Raw genomic sequence first — 18,063 nt, 5'->3', positions numbered from 1 at the left:
ACGATGGATGTACAACAATTTGTAAAGGAGCTCAACAACGACTTTTTCAATGGAAGACTTTCCGCGGCATTTACGGAGCAATTGCTACAATTGCCCATGGACAGGCCCGATGTATTCGCCATGATGCGGCGCATGTTCAGCTTTATGAATCAGGCCGACTTTCCAGCGCTAGATGCATCCGTCATGATGGGTGAAGTATTGGGTGCACTGCTGGCTCGCATACTGCCAGGGGCATGGGAAGGCCGGGTGCCCCCCATAACCGTGCCAGGTCGTCATAAAGTCATCGATGAGTATATACAAAACAGAATAGGAAATACAGCGGGAAGCAAGTCAATGCTGGACATAGGCTGCGGATTTCCACCATATACTACCCTGGACTCCAGCAAGCTTCTTTCTGACTGGAAAATTATAGCAGCAGACCCATCATTACCTGTTTACTTGGTATACGATGAACAGGAAAATTATGCCACCTTAGACGCAGAGAAAAATGTAATATACTTCCAACCGTCCATCCCGTCTGTTGAGAACTGGAACGAACTGCTATCAGATACAAAGGCGACAAAAGACCGTTTTAAAAAACTCCTGGACCAACTGCTCGCTCAACCACATACATCGCCCAATGGTTACCCTCGATTGGAAATCGACCCTATTAAAACCTATGAAACCGATAAGCTGACCTTCTTGCGGGGAGGTATCGGCCAAGTGGAAATGGAACCAGTGGATTGTATCCGTTGCTTCAATGTGCTTTATTATTTTGATGATGCTTTTTTCCAAAACGCACTTCAATGGTTTTCAACTAAAACCAAAGAAGGCGGGTTGGTCCTGATAGGCGGTAATTGGGCGGCATCTTCGGAGTGCTACTACCATGTATACCAGAAGGAGGACGGCCACCTTATTGAAAAGGAGTTTGCTTTCAGCATTGACACACTGTGCCCATTTGGCGTGGTTACATGGTATGCCAATCATGATGGCGACATGCAGACCTCACAGCTGATGCATTTGCTCGGCATCATCCGTAAAGACAAGTTTTTCATGGATGAATTTTACGCCCTCAATGATGAACTAAGGGCTAATTATCGGTTGTGCCCCCGTGATGATGACGGTTATTATGGCAATGTTGACCCGTCTATATCACCCCTTGAACTATGGCAATTGGTGGAAAAGATCATCAATGAACTAAACGAAGCTGGTTTTAACCATAAAGCAGCTGAAGTTCTCAACCAGGCAGGCCTAAAGGCACGGATCAATGAGGTGGGGCATATAGCAATTGACAACACATTAAATAACTGCAAATGAAATTTAAGCTAAAACACTATTTGGCAATTGGAATAGTTGCCTTGAGCATCAATTCGGCATTTGCACAAGACAATGTGCTTGAATACATCAAGGATTATCCAAAGCTGGAACAGTTCAGATTAATGTACGCATGGTTGGAAAATAATGAATTAGGCACGCTTTTATTCTCTGGCTTGTCGAACGCTGAAACAAAAACAAAAAACGTTCAGGCAAGTTTAGATTATGGCTCTAGTTGGTTTAGTATATCTGACGCTCCGGCTACTATCAATGTTCCTAAGTATGACATGAAACACAATATACCAGGGGTTTTTGTTAATCCAGAGAACCCCATTCTATTAATCCGACCCGGTCAGAAAATGCCCAAAGGTGAGTTTCATGTCGTGGAATTGGAAACAGACCAAGGGCTTATCATAACTCGAATGGTAGTAGCCAATAACATGGCCAAAGTAGAAGAACTGAGGAAGTCCATTGTAATAGAGGGTGGGAAAGGAGAAATAAATTATGAGGCGAAGGAGTTTTCAAAAAAAACAATAAAATGGGGAAATTCCCTTATTGATGCATCAATTCCTTTCATAAAAGCTATTTACCCCCAAAAATCAGGAGAATTAGACCCAATCACTTTAGCAGCAGTTGTAAAAAGAGCACGTCATGGCGTACCTGCGCAGGCGGTTAAATACAGTGTCATAGCAACTGATGATAAAGGTCAGCCATTTACAGGAAAGGACACCTACGAATTGACCATACCCCCTAATATCGTCCATAAAAAAGGCTATATGTCGATTACGTTATATGGGGTCGATAATAGACTACTTATTCCCAATGAAAAAATCGTTTATGACCGAACAAGCTATTCTTCCAGACAAAACGATGATGGAACATACACGATCACGCTTAGTCCCTCGGGTAAAGGGTTAAATGGTATTCCTACAGGGAAAGCATTTTATGCGATACTACGGGCCTATGTACCAATCAAAGATGCCGATATGACAGTTATTGTAAACAAAAAGTGAAACATCAATGGCACTTATCATTTTTATCTTTTTATCCAATACCCAGCGATGTGCTATTCTAAATTTTAGATTATATTGAATAACCTTTAACCTTTAAACCTTGGACAAACGAACCTCATATTTTGAAGACATCACCCTTTTAAAGGATAGACCGGTAAAAGGATGGTCCCTTTTAGGGTTATTACTTTTTGGCCTGATTCCTTTTGTCCTTGCAGAATACCAGGTTTTTATTGCCAATCTGGTTTTGGTGAATATCATTATAATACTGGGGTTGAATGTGCTCGTTGGCAATACAGGTCAGATATCATTGGGACATGGAGGTTTTGTGGCCATTGGGGCATATATGACCGTGATCTTGGATGAGGGATGGCTGCCTTTTTTGCCTTCTCTGATTCTGGCGGGGTTTGTAGCAGCCATTTTTGGGTTTATACTGGGGATACCCTCACTCAGGCTGGAAGGGCCCTATCTCGCCGTGGCCACGCTGGGTTTTGGGTTGGCTGTGACCATCGTCATCGGACGACTGTCATTTTTTGGTGGACATATGGGCATCATGCCCCCTCAGTTGGAGGTTTGGGGAATGAAGTTGACTACCAACTCACATTTGTATTACCTGACATTAGGTATTGCCCTGGTATTGGGGGTTTTTGCCCGACTACTGATTAAGAGCCGGATCGGAAGGGCTTTTTCTGCCATCAGGGATAGTGATATTGCTGCTGCTTCCCTGGGGGTAAATGTGGTTCGGTACAAGACCATGAGCTTTGCCTTCAGTGCCTTCTATGCCGGAATAGGTGGTGGCATCTGGGCCTATGTGCTGGGTTTTATCAGCCCGGGAAACTTTACCCCCGTCCTTTCCATCCTCCTGTTGTCCATGGTCGTAGTAGGCGGATTGGGCACAATCACGGGATCCGTACTGGGAGCCACAGCCATTACACTTTTGAACCTCCAAGGAGAAAAAATCCAGGAAGTTCCCCTGATTGGGCCTTTTTTCGAGTGGGTCAGTGTCCATTATATGTCCATCAGTGGATTGCCCAATATCAATTTTGTATTCATGGGGTTGACCGTAATCCTAATCATCCTCTTTGAACCGCTTGGCCTTTTCGGGATTTGGATGAGAATCAAAATCTATTTTAAAACCTGGCCATTTTGATATGATAGGACAACTCATCATGACGGGAATCGTTGCTGGTAGTATTTATGCACTGGTCGCACTGGCCATGAGCCTCACCTATAAATCCTCCGAAGTGGCCAACTTTGCTCAGGGAGAGATGGCGATGTTCTCCACTTACGTAGCTTTTGTGATGCTGGCCACCTATCAGCTCCCCTTTTGGGTGGCTTTTGGTGGTTCGCTGCTGTTTGCTTTTCTTTTGGGACTCTTTTTACACCTGGCCATCATCAGAAGGGCCAAAGACCCCAACGTGTTGAACCTTTTGATTATCACTTTGGGCTTTCAGGTCTTTTTGTATGGGCTGGCAGGATGGAAATGGGGATCAGAACAGCGTGTTTTGAAAATCCCGATGTCTCAAACCGAAACGGTTGAATTTGCGGGCCTGATCATTTCACAATTGAATCTGGCCACAATCCTGGTGGCAATCCTCCTCATGATTTCAGTTTACATCCTGCTGCGGTTTACCAAACTCGGATTGGCCATCAAAGCGACCCAGCAGAACGAAACTGCGGCTAAGATCAATGGTATCCCTACTAGGCGAATTGTGGCCATTACCTTTGGTATCAGTTCAGTAATAGGAGCGGTCGCCGGGATATTGATGGCACCTATCACCACTCTGGACCCCAACATGATGATAGAGCCCTTGCTCAAAGGTTTTGCTGCGGCAGTACTCGGCGGGTTCAACAGCCTGGCCGGAGTTGTGTGCGGGGCATTTATTCTTGGGATAGTGGAGAGCCTTTTTGGATTTTATGTCTCTACTGAGTTTAAATCTATTGTGGCATTCCTGATCATCGTCATTGTCCTTTATTTCAAACCGTCCGGATTATTTGGGACTCACCACACCCGAAAAGTATGAGCATAGCACTAGCATTGAAAGGAGTGACCAAGAGGTTCGGTGGTCTGATAGCCACTGATGACATTTCCATGGAGGTGAAAAAGGGCGAGATCTTCTCGATCATTGGACCGAATGGTGCCGGAAAGTCCACCTTGTTCAATTCTATCAGCGGGCTGTACAAAGTCAGTCAGGGTTCGGTTTGGTTGAATGGTGAAGAAATCACCGGGGCTAAGCCACATGTAATCGCCAGAAAGGGCCTGAGCAGGACCTTTCAAAACTTGGAGCTATTTAGCAAGATGACCACCATGGAAAACCTTATGTTGGGCCGGCACCTGTACATGAAAACCAATTTTTGGAACTTGCCTACAATGCTCTGGGAAAAGGGCCCGGCAGCCAAAGACGAAATTAAACATAGGGAAAAAGTGGAACAGATTATTGACTTACTGGATTTGCAATCGGTAAGAAACAGGTACACCTCGCAGCTCCCGTACGGCCAGCAGAAAATTGTGGAGTTGGGCCGGGCACTGGCCGCCGAACCCTCTGTGTTATTGCTCGATGAGCCTGCGGCCGGTTTGAACCTGGAAGAAAAAGATGAACTGGTCTTTTGGATCAATGACATCAGGCGCTTGTTTGATATCACTATCCTGGTCATTGAGCACAACATGGGGTTGGTCACCTCTATTTCTGACCGTATCATGGCCCTCAATTTTGGTAGGTCTATTGTCACAGGTAAACCGGAAGCCGTGATCAAACACCCCGAGGTAGTAAAAGCATATTTAGGATGAAACAACCGATGCTAAACATAAAGAACATTGAAACCTATTATGACAGGATACTGGCACTGAAGGGAATCTCACTATCCATTGAGAGCGGCTCCGTCACTGCGGTACTGGGAAATAATGGAGCGGGCAAGACCACCATACTTCGGACAGTCATAGGGCTGCTGGACGACCAACCCGAAAAGGGGTCCATCCTCTTTCAGGGAAGGGACATCACGGGCAAAGAAACCGTGGACATAGTGAAAATGGGGATTGGCTATGTCCCGGAAGGTAGGGAGGTCTTTCAGGAACTCAGTGTTTTGGAAAACCTGATGGCTGGCGGCTATATGCACAATTCAGCCTCGGCAAAGGAGACCATAGAAAAAGTGTATAGGTATTTTCCGGTTTTAAAAGAGCGTCAAAAGCAGATGGCCGGTACACTATCCGGTGGCGAACAGCAAATGCTGGCCATTAGCAGGGCACTCATGAATCGCCCCCAATTGTTGTTTTTGGACGAACCTTCACTAGGCTTATCACCCTTATTGGTAGACCAATTGTTTGACATCATTCATCAGATAGCCAAAGACGGCCTTACGGTCTTGCTGGTGGAGCAAAACGCCAATAAAGCGTTGGCGATTGCCGATTATGGATACATCCTGGAAAACGGCAGGTTTGTCGCTTCCGGAACCGTGGAGCAGTTAAAAAGAGATGAAGATGTACAGGAATTTTACCTGGGTATAAAAGCGGAAGAATCTGTGCGTGCTACACAGCGGTATAAAAGAAAAAGGAGATGGAACTAAGGCCATGAGCGAATTGAACCTAAATACCATCCCAGGACTATTCCTGAATAATGCAGGAAAATTTGGAGATACCATCGCCATTCGTTATAAGTCCTTTGGCTTGTGGAAGGATGTGACCTGGCATGAATACAAGGATGCTGCCCTGACAGTGGCAAACGGGCTATTAAGTCTTGGTATAGAAAAGGGTGATTTTGTCGGCGTGATAGGAGAAAATTGCCCCGAGTGGTTATACATCGACATAGGCACACAGCTCGCGGGGGCCATTACTGTAGGCATCTACACTACCAATGCCGCTGCGCAATGCCAATACGTGGTTAACCATGCCGGGTGTAGTTGCCTTTTTTTGGAAAACGAGGAGCAGCTCGACAAATGGCTCCAGTTTAAAGACACCTCGCCACAGGTGAAAAAAGTCATTGTATGGGACTGGAAAGGGCTTGATGATTTCAATGATGATAGGGTCATATCGCTGAAGAAGCTCATGAAAACAGGGGAAAAAGCCTCACCGAAAATTGTCGAAAAGGGAGAAAAGATACGTGGCGGATTAAAAGAGGACGAAACAGCCATTCTGATCTATACATCAGGCACCACTGGCCCTCCCAAGGGGGTCATGCTGACACACAAAAACCTGACATGGTCGGCGAGAGCCATCTCCGGCATCCAGAAAGAGACGGAAGTTGGCCCGAAAGATGAAATACTCTCCTTTTTGCCGCTCTGTCATATTTTCGAACGTATGTTCAGTGTACTGGCACACATTCAATCCGGCTATGTGGTCAACGTTATAGAAGGCCCTCAGACGGTTGCTGAAGACCTTAGGGAAATTTCCCCTACTATTGGATATGCCGTGCCCAGGATTTGGGAAAAGTACCACGCCAAAATTAACCTGGCCATAGATAAGGCTACCTGGGTCAAAAGATGGTTCGCGCGATATGCGATCAATCATGGACAAAAGGTTATTCAGCACTTAATTGCAGGAAACAATGTCACCCCAATGGACAAATTGCAGGGATGGGTTTTTGAAAAAACCGTTTATTGGCAGATACGCAAACATTTGGGCATGGAGCGGATGCGTTATGCCTTTTCGGGGGCGGCTCCCATAGCCCCGGATATCCTGTTGTTTTTCAACGCGATTGGGCTGAACATTATCGAGGGTTACGGACAAACAGAGTCTTGTGCAATTACCTCCAGCACACGGTATAGAACACTGCGGTTCGGGACGGTCGGGCTGCCAATCCCGGGGGTAGAGGTCAAGCTTAGCGACGAGGGCGAAATTCTGGTAAAGGGGCCATGTGTGTTTAAAGGGTACTTTAAGAATGAAGAAGCCACCCGAAATACCATCAAAGATGGATGGCTGTACACCGGGGATATCGGAGAAATGGATGAAACCAACCATATCATCATCACAGATAGAAAGAAAGATATCATCATCACTGCAGGGGGGAAAAACATTGCGCCCCAGTACGTCGAAAACAAACTGAAATGTAGCGCCTATATCAATGATGCCATCGTCATTGGTGAAAAGAGGAAGTTTGTGGCTGCCCTGATTGTGCTGGATGAGGAGCACATCAGCAAATATGCCCGGGACAATAAGGTGGTCTACCAGACTTATGCAGATTTGGCGGAAAATGCCCAAATCAATGAACTTATCCATAAGGAGGTGGATACGGTTAACAAAGGCCTGTCGAGGGTAGAATCAGTCAGGAAGTTTGCCATCCTGCCCAGGCGACTCTATCAGGAGGATGGAGATGTGACACCTACGATGAAAGTGAAAAGAAACGCTATTGCCAATAACTATAAACAACTTATAGAATCCATGTATCACTAAATTATAAATACTATGAAGAACCTAAACCATTTGATTGCTATAGTAATCTTCGTCACCATAACGTCCTGCGGACGTGGCAGGGGAAGTTCCGAGTCATCTTCACAAACCCCTGAGGTTGGCGTGACTGACAGCACCATTACCATTGGCACCTGGGGGCCGCTTACAGGCCCGGCAGCCCTATGGGGGAACGTACCACGGGGGGTTGATGCCTATTTTCATTACATCAATGAAAAGGGTGGTATCCACGGCAGGAAGATCAATGTGGTGATCAAGGACGATGGCTTTCAGCCGTCAAAAACCGTAGCTGCCGTTCGTGAGATGGTCGAGAAGGACAAGGTGTTCGCCTTTGTGGGAGGTGTGGGGACTGCCCCCTGCATGGCAGTGAAGGACTACATTGCACGAAACGAAGTCCCCTGGGTGTCACCTGCCAGCGGAGCGACACATTGGGCATATCCCCCTCAAAATAACCTCTTCAGTACGTACTCGCTTTATTTTGACGAAGCTTTTGTACAAGTAGACCATATCGTCAACAGTCTTGGCAAAGATAAAATTGCGATGATCTATCAAAATGATGATTTTGGCAAAAGTGGATTGGTCGGTGTGAAGATTGCGATGGAAAAATACGACCTGGAATTGGTTGAAGAAGTATCAACTGAAGTGACCGATCAGGACCTGGGGTCCCATGTCGCCAAATTAAAAGATTCCGGGGCTGAGGTAGTCATTATGCAGGTCCTTCCTCGTCAGGGTGCAATAATCACCGGCACAGCCGCTGTTTTGGGGTATGCTCCACAATGGATTACCAATTCCACATTGAGCGATACCGAGTTGATGCACAAAATCACCGAAGGCCGCTGGGCCGGTGTTCAGTTCAGTGGTTTTTTCAATTACGAAGCAGATGTTGACATGGAAGGATACCAGGCTGCATTGAAGGATAAATATCCGGATTTGCCATGGACCACATTTGTGGCATCCGGCTATTACTTTGCAGAACCTGTCGCCAAAGCACTTCAGGATTCCGGGCCCGACCTCACTCGTGAAAAATTCATTCAAGCCATGGAAAATATCAGGGATTTTAGTGGGCTTGGTTTTGGGATTAGTTTCGGTGAAGGGGAGAGACAGGGTACCAGGGGGGCAGCCATGTTTAAGTGTAGTGAAAATGGCCAGGCCGAGCAAATCTCAGCGCTCAAAATGTCTGAGCTGAACCTTGACTATGCCATTGAAAAGCTCGCAGAGGAATGATGTTGCTTACAAACCTAGAAGGGTTTCAAACCCTACAGGAAATAACAATTAATTACATAAAATCAGCATAAACATTCTTGACTGAATTTTTACCAACTGTTCGATAAATTTTTATTGCGAATTTCCTGTCTGCTGACAGGCAGGCATGTGACCATTGAAAAACAAACTATATACACATGAAATACCTCAAATTTTTATTAATCTTATGCGGACTTAGCGCCTGCTCTGTCTCCGAGAAGGCCAGCACAAAAGATGAAATACTATGGGACAGCTATGGTGTTCCACACATTTACGCTTCCTCAGATTCCAACCTATATTATATGGCAGGTTGGGCGCAGATGAAAAACCATGGCGATCTGATTTTGAAACTTTACGGTGAGGCCCGCGGGGTAAGTGCTGAACTTTGGGGAGACGGTTTTGAAGTCAATAAAAATATGCACCATCTAGGTATTATTGACCAGCTTGAAACTTCTTACGAGAACCTTGCGCCCAAGTACCAGCAAATGCTATCCTCGTTTGCCGATGGAGTCAATGCTTACACTGAAAGGCATCGGAGCAGTCTGAACGAAGAATATCTAAAAATACTTCCCGTACGGGAAACGGACCTGATAGCCCACTACTTCAGGATTATCAATTATGAGTTTCTCATCAAGGGGGAATTGCAGGCTGCTCAGCGATTAAATGCAGGATCGAATGCATGGACCATTTCTGGTAAGAAAACTTCAACCGGTAATGCCATGCTGGTAGCCAATCCACACCTCTGGTGGGCAGAACCAATGCTTTGGCACGAGCAGCAATTGATTACCGATGACCATAATCTGTACGGGGTTTCACTAGTAGGGCAGCCAAGTATCGTTATTGGATTCAATGAAAATGTATCCTGGACGCATACTGTGAACCCGATGGACAACACAGACTTCTATGAAGTGAAGAAAAAGGGCAACAGCTATTACTTAGATGGAGAATACCTGCCATTCGAGGAGAGTAGCTACACTGTCAAAGAATTGAAAGAAGATGGCACTATCGTAGTCCACGAATTGACCCGAAGGAAAACCAGACATGGTGTGGTAATAACAGATACAGATGATACGGCCATAGCCATGCGCTTTGCACAAATGGACGGCTATACCCCTTTTTTGGAACAGTACCACCTTATGGGCAAGGCTAAAAACCTGGACGAATTCAATGAGGCCCTTTCATTGAGGCAAATGCCTTTTCTCAATACACTATATGCGGACAAGAGCGGCAACATCATGCACCATTTTGGGGGTCTGATCCCTAAGAAGAACGGAGACTGGAACAAATGGCAGGATGTTGTCCCGGGAGACTCAAGTGTAAACATCTGGACCCGTTATTACGAAAGTAATGAGCTGCCAATGGTGGTGAACCCTCCTGGAGGCTGGCTGCAAAACGCGAATGAACCTCCTTTCCTCAATACAGTACCAAGGGTGTTGAATGCCGAGCATTTTGCTTCACATGTTACACCTGAAATAGAAGGTCGATTTTATTTGAGACCGCAGCGGTCAGCGAGACTGCTTCATGAAAATGATAACATCAGTTTTGACGAGCTGGTAGCTTTAAAGCATGATAATAAGGCAGAGTTTGCTTTACGAATACAAGATGACTTGGTGGAGCTGAAAAGGCAGACATCTGATTCACTTGTTTTGGCCGCTATTGAAACCATAACAGATTGGGACGCAACCTACGATAGCCAAAGTTCGGGAGCTATTTTTTTTATGGAGTTCGTAAATACTTGGGCAACACAAAAAGCGGTCTCATCTAGAGGTTTGCTGAACGTAGGGTTTGAAAAACAATGGACGATTGATGATCCTCTTAAAACGCCAGATGATTTTAAGAACCCAGAAGAAATGATAGGAATACTCAAAACGGCAGCTCAAATGCACCTGGAAAAATATCCTTCACTTGAAGTACTTTATGGAGACTACTACCGCTTGAAAAGGGGGAAGTATGAGTATGCCGCTACGGGAGGTAACCAATCACTGGGGATTTTTAGGATTCTTTCGGCATTGCCTGATTCGGAAAACAAAGACCATTTCACTGGGTTTTTTGGAGATTCATTCGTGATGGTTGTGGAGATGGGCGAAAACATTAAAGCGAAAGGCCTGCTCTCCTATGGCAATTCTTCCAACCCGGACAGCCCCCACTATGGAGATCAACTGGAACTATTCAGTAAAAATGAGTTGAGGGACATTTGGTTTGACCGGGCAAGCCAGGAGCAGCACTTACTTAGAAAAGAATGTATGGAGCGAATGAATTAAATGTAACATTTTGAAAAAAATATGGGAAATTGTGATTGGAAACGATTAGAACCAAATACCCTGCATTCGCTTTCCAGCCAAGGCAGGGTAAAAAGTCACCCAAATGATCGACATTGGCAAAACCTTGAAAAAATTATTAGATAAAAAACGCCAAAAGAAACAATGCATTATGAACTAAAATTTGCAGCATAAAGACATTTAAAAAAAATATTCGCTGCACAAAGGAATTAAATACAGCACTTAAAAAACCTAAACAAAAATATTATGGACACAGCTAATGAAAATCAAATTAACCCATCCAAAATAATGCAAATTGGAATGGGGTTTTGGGCATCAAAAACTCTGCTCACAGCAGTTAACATGAGGCTGTTCACACATCTCGCAAATGGTACAATGACAGGTCAGGAAATTCAAAATAAATTAGCATTAAATAGCAGGTCCCTTTTTGATTTCCTCGACACTTTAGTGGCATTGGGGTTTTTGAACCGTTCTGGATTAAAGGAGAATGCAGTATATGGTAATTCAGACGATTCAGCCTTGTTTTTAGATAAAAACAAACCAAGTTATATAGGAGGTATATTAGAAATGTCAAACAATAGGTTGTATCCTTTTTGGAACGACTTAGAAGAGTGTCTAAAAACTGGCAAACCACAAAATGAGACTAAAAATGGAGGTAAACCATTATTTGAAGCCATTTATGCAAATGAAGACAGACTTAGAGAGTTTATTCATGGCATGGGTGGTGTTCAAGCCGGGAATTTTATGAAGCTAGCTGATGATTTTGATTTTTCAATATATAATACACTTTGTGATGTTGGCGGCTCAGGAGCTAATCTTTCCATACACATAGTAAAAAATAATGGACATATTAGGTGTATTTCATTTGATCTGCCTCCTGTAAGCCCAATAGCTAAAGAAAATGTAGAACATTTTGGATTAGGCGACAGAATAGAAGTCCGTTCAGGAGATTTTTTTAAGGATGAATTACCACGTGCAGACGTTATCACAATGGGAAATATTCTTCACGATTGGGGTTCTGATGACAAATTATTGTTAATAAAAAAGGCATATAATGCCTTACCTGAAGGAGGAGCTCTTATTGTTATTGAAAATATCATTGATGATGAAAGAAATAAGAATGCTTTCGGATTAATGATGTCCTTAAATATGGCAATCGAGACAGATCAAGGTTTTGATTTTACAGCCTCCGATTTTACCCAATGGGCAAAAGAAGTAGGGTTTAGTCGAACAAATGTGATGCCTTTAACTGGTCCATCAAGTGCTGTTATCGCATTTAAGTAGGAACATTTGCCTGTACGTACGGAATCCAATAGTCCAATACTGCTCTCTACTAAAGAAAAAGCATTAATATGACCAACAATTAATCAACGTTAGATTCTCTAGATTATCGGAATACGATTTTATGGCACAAGACCAATTTAAGCCCAAGAAAAAATGAAAAATTAGTCCTTACTACTAAATTAGGCGCTTAAAGAGTGTATTAGTTTTGTATTAAATCACAGGTTTTCAGTATATTATATATAGTATTACCATGAAAAATAGCTATCAAATATGGAAATGCGCTTCTAAAGCCTGATTCTATTTGAATTCCAACAAGGACTATCCGATGACCGACCCTGCGTACCACCTAGATGACTTGAAGTTACCTGAAGGCTTCATTTGTGAAAAAAGAGCTCTATATTTAATAATTAGGCTAACCTATTGGAGCAGTCAACATCAACCGAAAACCTTATGCAGTCAGTAGTAGTAGGACCAATTGGTAGCAGTAGCTCACAATGTTTGGCAGGAAAAGTCAACGAAGTAAAAGTGGCGGGCATGGGGATACAAAACTATATACAGCCACAATCCTTAAGGGAGATGATGGAGCGCATTTTAAGGAAAGAATTAATTAGGAAGAATTTGAATGGAAACAATTTGCACAAAATACTCTTCATTGGTTTACCGGCCACTGAGAATAATGTCAAGCTCGGTAAAGATTAAAATAATGACAAGAACTATACTTTTCACTATCATATCAATGTTCTATTCTTCAGTTTTCGGACAAACTCTAGAGAATAAATATGCTGAAGATGTAAAGTCAATAAACGCCATTATTGATGCATATTATGACGTGATATCTGGCTCCAGTCAAGATCCATGGCAATTTGAGCGTGACAAGTACATTCATGCAGAAGGTGCGGTTATTACTCGATGGGATGAGAATGGGAAAGTAGGACCATACTCATTGGAAGAAGAATACATCTCCTTGCTGCTCTTCCCTAAAGAGGATTGGTTCGAAAAAGAACTGAAAAGGAAGGTAAGCCAATATGGAAATATTGCCCAGGTCTGGAGTGCATTTGAAGTAAGAACCAATCCCGATGTGGAGTCAACTACAAGAGGAATTAACAGTATCCAGCTTTACTTCGAAAAGGGCAGATGGTGGATAAGTAGTTGGACCGGTGTGATGGAGTCTGATCAGAATAATGTGGTGTTTGATTTTTTGAACGAAAATTAAAAACCGCTACCAAAAGGGGCCATGCCTAATTTGTGATTTTCGGTTCAGATGGAGTGAAATGGCATTTTGCAATTGGTAAATCCGTTGATTTTCAAAATAACCTTGATTTTTTAACGTAAAAGAGGAAAAAACATTTTCTACAATAACTCTGCAAAGGTTTTGAAATTGGATTAAACTTGAATCTAGCAAGGGTATTGTCTTACATAAACGTTCTGAGGTTTCTGCCTAATGAAGGTACCTTTGTGCAGCCATAGGAACAGATACTTTTAGCAAGATTCCAAAAGCGTTTCATTCTAATAATAGTCATAGGCTTTCAAAAAAAACTAAACATTGGAAAAGTTATTGGCTGCTGGTGGAAATTCCGTTTTGACACGATATTGAACCATGCCTTTTTGCCAATTACTTTTTTCAGGAAGTGATTGATGTTGGTATTTCTCTAAAAGTCCATAGTCCCATTTATGGCCACCGAAGCGTTTTTGTAGTTAGTGGCGGCTAAACTCAAATAAAAAAGTCACAAAAAAATTGCTTTTTGTCATTATGATAAGCAGAAATGAATAAAAAAGAATTACTCAAAATTCTTAATGTTTCTCATCGTAAGAAAAAATATGAACCCCCTTGTTAAAAGACTGAAGCATAGAATTTTTCAATGCTTTCAATTTCCTCTAGGGACAATTGATCAAATTCTTTCGTCTTTTTGTTTTTTGACAGTTTTCCGCTGTTTTGGTTGAGAAGCTTGATCAACAGATCTACTTTGTTGTTGGGCAAATTAACCAACGCGTTGATTCGATGGGTAATTTGGTCATATTTTTCCAGAAAATCCAACTCTTCGGGTATTATCTTCTCAATGGTCTCCTCGACACATTCATAAAGAAACTCTGTCTGCGATGTGGCATCAAAATAGCGATAGAGGTCAATGGTGTCGTTCAAGATTTCAACGTTGTGGTCAGGGGTTGGCTTCCATTCGATAAGATCAAGTCTTGGTGATGAGAAGTGCTCCAGAATATTTTGGTACTCTCCGATTCGATTCAATATAGCTGCCGAAATCGGAAAAATCATATCCCTCTGGGTGTAGCCCATGCGGACCAAAATGTGATGTATTATATATCGATGTATCCTGCCATTTCCGTCAGAAAGAGGGTGGATGAACACAAAACCAAAAGCGACACTGGCTGCCGCCAAAACTGGGTTATAGCTACTGCTTTGCAATAGGTTGTTGGTTTCAATCAACCCACCTAGCAGTGATTTAAGGTCTTCTGCCTTAGCTGAAATATGGTCAGGCATCGGAAGTAAGCTCTCACGGTCATGTTCACCAATAAACCCTTCACCTTTGCGGATGCCCATGTGCTTCAATTTTTTGGTGCCGATTACAATATCCTGAAGACGCTGTACCTCGTCAATGGTCAACGGTTTTTTACCTGCTTGCCCAATAGCCTTGCCCCAATTTCTGGCTCTCATGTTTGGAGGATATTCCCCCTCGATGGCAAAGGATGCCTTCGAATCTTTCAACAAAAGAAATGCGGCCGTTCTGCGAATCAAATCCTTGTTTCTTCCTTTTAACCCTTTTTCCATGATTTCAGGAAATTTTGTTAACGTGAAAGCCTCCAGTTTTTTGGTCTTACGTATCATGGGACAAAATTCCCTGGTACCGGGCAAGTTATTCTTTACCCGATGCCTCGTACTATTTTCAACAGGACCCACATATTGATGCTTGGGGTTTACAACTTCAACATAATTCCCGGTTTTTAAATCGGGAATGTCTAATGTTTTATCGAAAAGCCATTCATATAGGAACCAAATCCTTCTGGAATATTGGCCAGTAGGCTCGTTCTGCATCATGCTCATTACAGGGGTATCACCGACTGCTAAAAAAAACTCTTTTAAAATGAGCAAATCAAGACCTTCGTACTTTAGCGCGAAAGTGAGATGGCCAATGGCACTATCCTCGGGCATATACCGTTTTGCAAATACCTGCCATTGCGGCGTATTGTACCGCTGTTGTTTTTCTGTTATAATCGCAAGTCGCTCTGGTAGCGGCAATCGTCTATTTCTTGTATCCTCGATAATTTGTAGCAGCCAACCATACCCGATCAAAATTCCTTCCTCTGGTAAGACCCTATCGTGAAAATTGATTTTTTTTCGTGAAAATTGATTACTCATAATTACGTTTCATGAAATATAATTACAAATATAGCATGAAAGTCGGTTACTTTTCATGAAAAACAGTTATAAATGGTAAAATAACATGAAAACGTGTTTCATGTTTATGAAAAAGAGTTGGGCTAAACTGATAAGCCTTTCCAATTTCAATAAACCGACATTTTTGGTGTGGATTATGGAGCCAAAAGCGATGCTTATTTCTGATATATCTTTTGAAAAGAATTCAATCAAAAGAGATTGATTCGCTTAGTACTTAGGTGGTGATATTGAAATTACCGCCTTTCTATGCGCCAATAGTTTTACGAGATAAGCCATTGTCGGTGGTAAAGGTCTCATAACTGCGATGACCCGAATTTATACGTAGCTCTTTAATCCGTTTCGCAATAGCTTTCCTTCTTTTATGGTTGTTTGGATTCATCTTCGGGGATGAATTCCCATAAAATGCCATAATAAAATTACGTCCTAAAGAGCATGCCATCTCACTTCATTCTCTATAAAGGTTTTTCTTAAATTTACGAGGGTCTTGGGACAAAAGGTACGGCCATCGACAGTACTTATAACGTATGAGGCGCAATGATAGATCCCGGTGAGGCAACACCTCACACACCATAAACAAGCCTATTAACAGTAATGCTAGCCAAAAATCATTCATCAATTCAAAATCGTTCAAATGAAAAATCAAAGAAGTTTTTTATTATTGCTTCTAATAGCTTTTACCCTATGCTCTTTTGGGCAAAATCTGCCTAGTCTAATTACTGACAGGAATATCAACTCCACTTTCTCAATTCTGGCTTATGACGAAAACGCGCAAGAATGGGGAATTGCAGTAGCTACCAATAACATTTATGTTGGAAATTCCACAATTTACATAGAACCTGAAGTAGGTGCATTTTCGGTTATTGCGGAGACTGAACCTAAATATGGAATTGGGGGAATTGAAAAACTTAAGGAAGGTAAAACTGTGGAACAGGCAATCCTTGAGATTAGGGATAAAGACAATCAGGCGAATTATCGGCAAATATCAGGAATAGACGCAAATGGAAATGTTTTTGCTTTCACAGGTAGTTCCTTGAAATATTGGAATGGCCATACCTCAGAAATTTTAGGTGAAAATTACGTTGCCATCGGCAATCAACTCGACAAAAATGTACTTTCTAAAATGTCAGAAACCTTCGAAACTTCTACGGGAACCTTGGCGCAACGACTTTTGAAAAGCTTGATTGCAGGGCAAGAAGCTGGCGGACAAATCTCGGGAAAGCAGTCAGCTGCTATCGTAGTGAAAGGTGCAGAAAATGAATGGTATAATCAGATTGACCTCCGTGTTGACAATTCAAAAAAACCAATAAAAGAACTGGAAACCTTAATGGACTACCACTATGGGAGAATTCGTCTCAACCAAGCACTTTATGCAAATCGAGAGGGAAATGAAAAAAGGGCAACACAAAAATTGAAAGAGGCAGAATCCATGCTAGACGGTTGGACTGGAATGTATGCAAAAATTGCACGTGCGAACATCGCTCTGGGAAAGGAAGGTCCGGCAATTAACTGGATAAAGAAAGGACTTGCAGAAAACCCAAAATGGTCAGTTTATCTACCCGCTTTTTACTTTCTACGAGAAAGTCCTGAAATGCAATCAATTATAAAACCTGGAAACTTTACCGTTACGGATTGGGAAAGTGCTATGGGAATGTTGAGTAACCTAGGAAGGGAATTAGAGGTCATTGAGTTGGGAAATCGACTTATATCCAGAAAAATCGAATCCTCTTACATAAATTTTTTGCTTGGCAGGAGCTATTTCTATGAAAAAGAGCGGGACAAAGCTATTGGACATTTGGAAAGAGCCTTAGAAATAGACGGTACAAATATCGAGGCTGAAATTCTCTTGGAACGATTGCGGAAAAAATAATTAGAAAAGCACGACTGCTATAAAGGGCCATAAATGATAGCTGATCTGTTGGTAAAGAGAAAGAACTATTATTGCTTTTCTTATGGCTTGATTTCGGTTTGAAAGTTCCTTCGGAAATTGCAGCAACGAAATCATAGTCGAGGCCGTCCATGGCAATATCCCTTCGGGCACGCAAAAGTATGTACAACGCGGACTCCTTTTGCCCTTCGCCATCGATGGGCTTTGTAGATCATTAAAATTAGACCCCAAAAGGACTGTGGAAATTATGACAATCATTGCCA

At 42.7% G+C, this 18,063-nt stretch carries 14 protein-coding genes; 13 read left to right on the top strand and 1 reads right to left on the bottom strand.

What is annotated here, in order from left to right:
- The first annotated feature begins 3 nt into the window (after positions 1-3).
- The 12 genes from ACSLUF_RS14105 to ACSLUF_RS14050 all read left to right on the top strand — a co-directional run bounded on the left by ACSLUF_RS14105 (position 4) and on the right by ACSLUF_RS14050 (position 13,719).
- The gene (locus ACSLUF_RS14105; RefSeq protein WP_435623405.1) at positions 4-1,296 is read left to right on the top strand and encodes a hypothetical protein; all 1,293 of its coding nucleotides are present in this window, start codon (positions 4-6) and stop codon (positions 1,294-1,296) included.
- Positions 1,293-2,306: a DUF1214 domain-containing protein gene (locus ACSLUF_RS14100; protein WP_435623404.1), complete on the top strand. Its 1,014-nt coding sequence runs from the start codon at positions 1,293-1,295 to the stop codon at positions 2,304-2,306. The genes ACSLUF_RS14105 and ACSLUF_RS14100 overlap by 4 nt, the downstream gene beginning before the upstream one ends.
- A gap of 100 nt (positions 2,307-2,406) precedes the next feature.
- Complete coding sequence (locus tag ACSLUF_RS14095; protein WP_435623403.1) at positions 2,407-3,453, top strand: branched-chain amino acid ABC transporter permease; 1,047 nt, start codon at positions 2,407-2,409, stop codon at positions 3,451-3,453.
- Between the two features lies 1 nt (position 3,454).
- Entirely contained in the window at positions 3,455-4,327 is an 873-nt protein-coding gene (locus tag ACSLUF_RS14090; RefSeq protein WP_435623402.1) for a branched-chain amino acid ABC transporter permease, read from the top strand.
- Entirely contained in the window at positions 4,324-5,091 is a 768-nt protein-coding gene (locus ACSLUF_RS14085; protein ID WP_435623401.1) for an ABC transporter ATP-binding protein, read from the top strand. Before ACSLUF_RS14090 ends, ACSLUF_RS14085 begins: the two co-directional genes overlap by 4 nt.
- Complete coding sequence (locus tag ACSLUF_RS14080) at positions 5,088-5,864, top strand: ABC transporter ATP-binding protein (protein WP_435623400.1); 777 nt, start codon at positions 5,088-5,090, stop codon at positions 5,862-5,864. The genes ACSLUF_RS14085 and ACSLUF_RS14080 overlap by 4 nt, the downstream gene beginning before the upstream one ends.
- A 4-nt stretch (positions 5,865-5,868) precedes the next feature.
- Positions 5,869-7,686 carry an AMP-dependent synthetase/ligase gene (locus tag ACSLUF_RS14075; protein ID WP_435623399.1) on the top strand — a complete coding sequence of 606 codons (1,818 nt, stop codon included), beginning with the start codon at positions 5,869-5,871 and terminating at the stop codon, positions 7,684-7,686.
- Positions 7,687-7,698: 12 nt separating this feature from the next.
- Positions 7,699-8,925, top strand: a complete 1,227-nt coding sequence (locus ACSLUF_RS14070) for an ABC transporter substrate-binding protein (protein ID WP_435623398.1) — start codon at positions 7,699-7,701, stop codon at positions 8,923-8,925.
- A gap of 176 nt (positions 8,926-9,101) precedes the next feature.
- Positions 9,102-11,204: a penicillin acylase family protein gene (locus ACSLUF_RS14065; RefSeq protein WP_435623397.1), complete on the top strand. Its 2,103-nt coding sequence runs from the start codon at positions 9,102-9,104 to the stop codon at positions 11,202-11,204.
- Positions 11,205-11,468: 264 nt separating this feature from the next.
- The gene (locus ACSLUF_RS14060; protein ID WP_435623396.1) at positions 11,469-12,506 is read left to right on the top strand and encodes a methyltransferase; all 1,038 of its coding nucleotides are present in this window, start codon (positions 11,469-11,471) and stop codon (positions 12,504-12,506) included.
- Positions 12,507-12,956: 450 nt separating this feature from the next.
- On the top strand, positions 12,957-13,205 hold the full coding sequence (locus tag ACSLUF_RS14055) for a hypothetical protein (RefSeq protein WP_435623395.1): 249 nt from the start codon (positions 12,957-12,959) through the stop codon (positions 13,203-13,205).
- A 4-nt stretch (positions 13,206-13,209) separates the two neighbouring features.
- Positions 13,210-13,719 (top strand): hypothetical protein, encoded by a 510-nt coding sequence (locus ACSLUF_RS14050; protein WP_435623394.1) that lies wholly within the window; start codon positions 13,210-13,212, stop codon positions 13,717-13,719.
- Positions 13,720-14,337: 618 nt separating this feature from the next.
- Here the strand turns inward: ACSLUF_RS14050 and ACSLUF_RS14045 are convergent.
- The gene (locus tag ACSLUF_RS14045; protein WP_435623393.1) at positions 14,338-15,876 is read right to left on the bottom strand and encodes a Fic family protein; all 1,539 of its coding nucleotides are present in this window, start codon (positions 15,874-15,876) and stop codon (positions 14,338-14,340) included.
- Positions 15,877-16,546: 670 nt separating this feature from the next.
- Here ACSLUF_RS14045 and ACSLUF_RS14040 point away from each other — a divergent pair.
- On the top strand, positions 16,547-17,782 hold the full coding sequence (locus ACSLUF_RS14040) for a DUF1028 domain-containing protein (RefSeq protein WP_435623392.1): 1,236 nt from the start codon (positions 16,547-16,549) through the stop codon (positions 17,780-17,782).
- Positions 17,783-18,063 lie beyond the last annotated feature (281 nt).

The sequence above is a fragment of the Flagellimonas sp. genome, from assembly GCF_965601775.1.
In the GTDB taxonomy this organism is placed as follows: Bacteria; Bacteroidota; Bacteroidia; order Flavobacteriales; family Flavobacteriaceae; genus Flagellimonas.
Note: the sequence above shows the minus strand (reverse complement) of the source record. Positions and strands in the feature narration are given on the sequence as shown.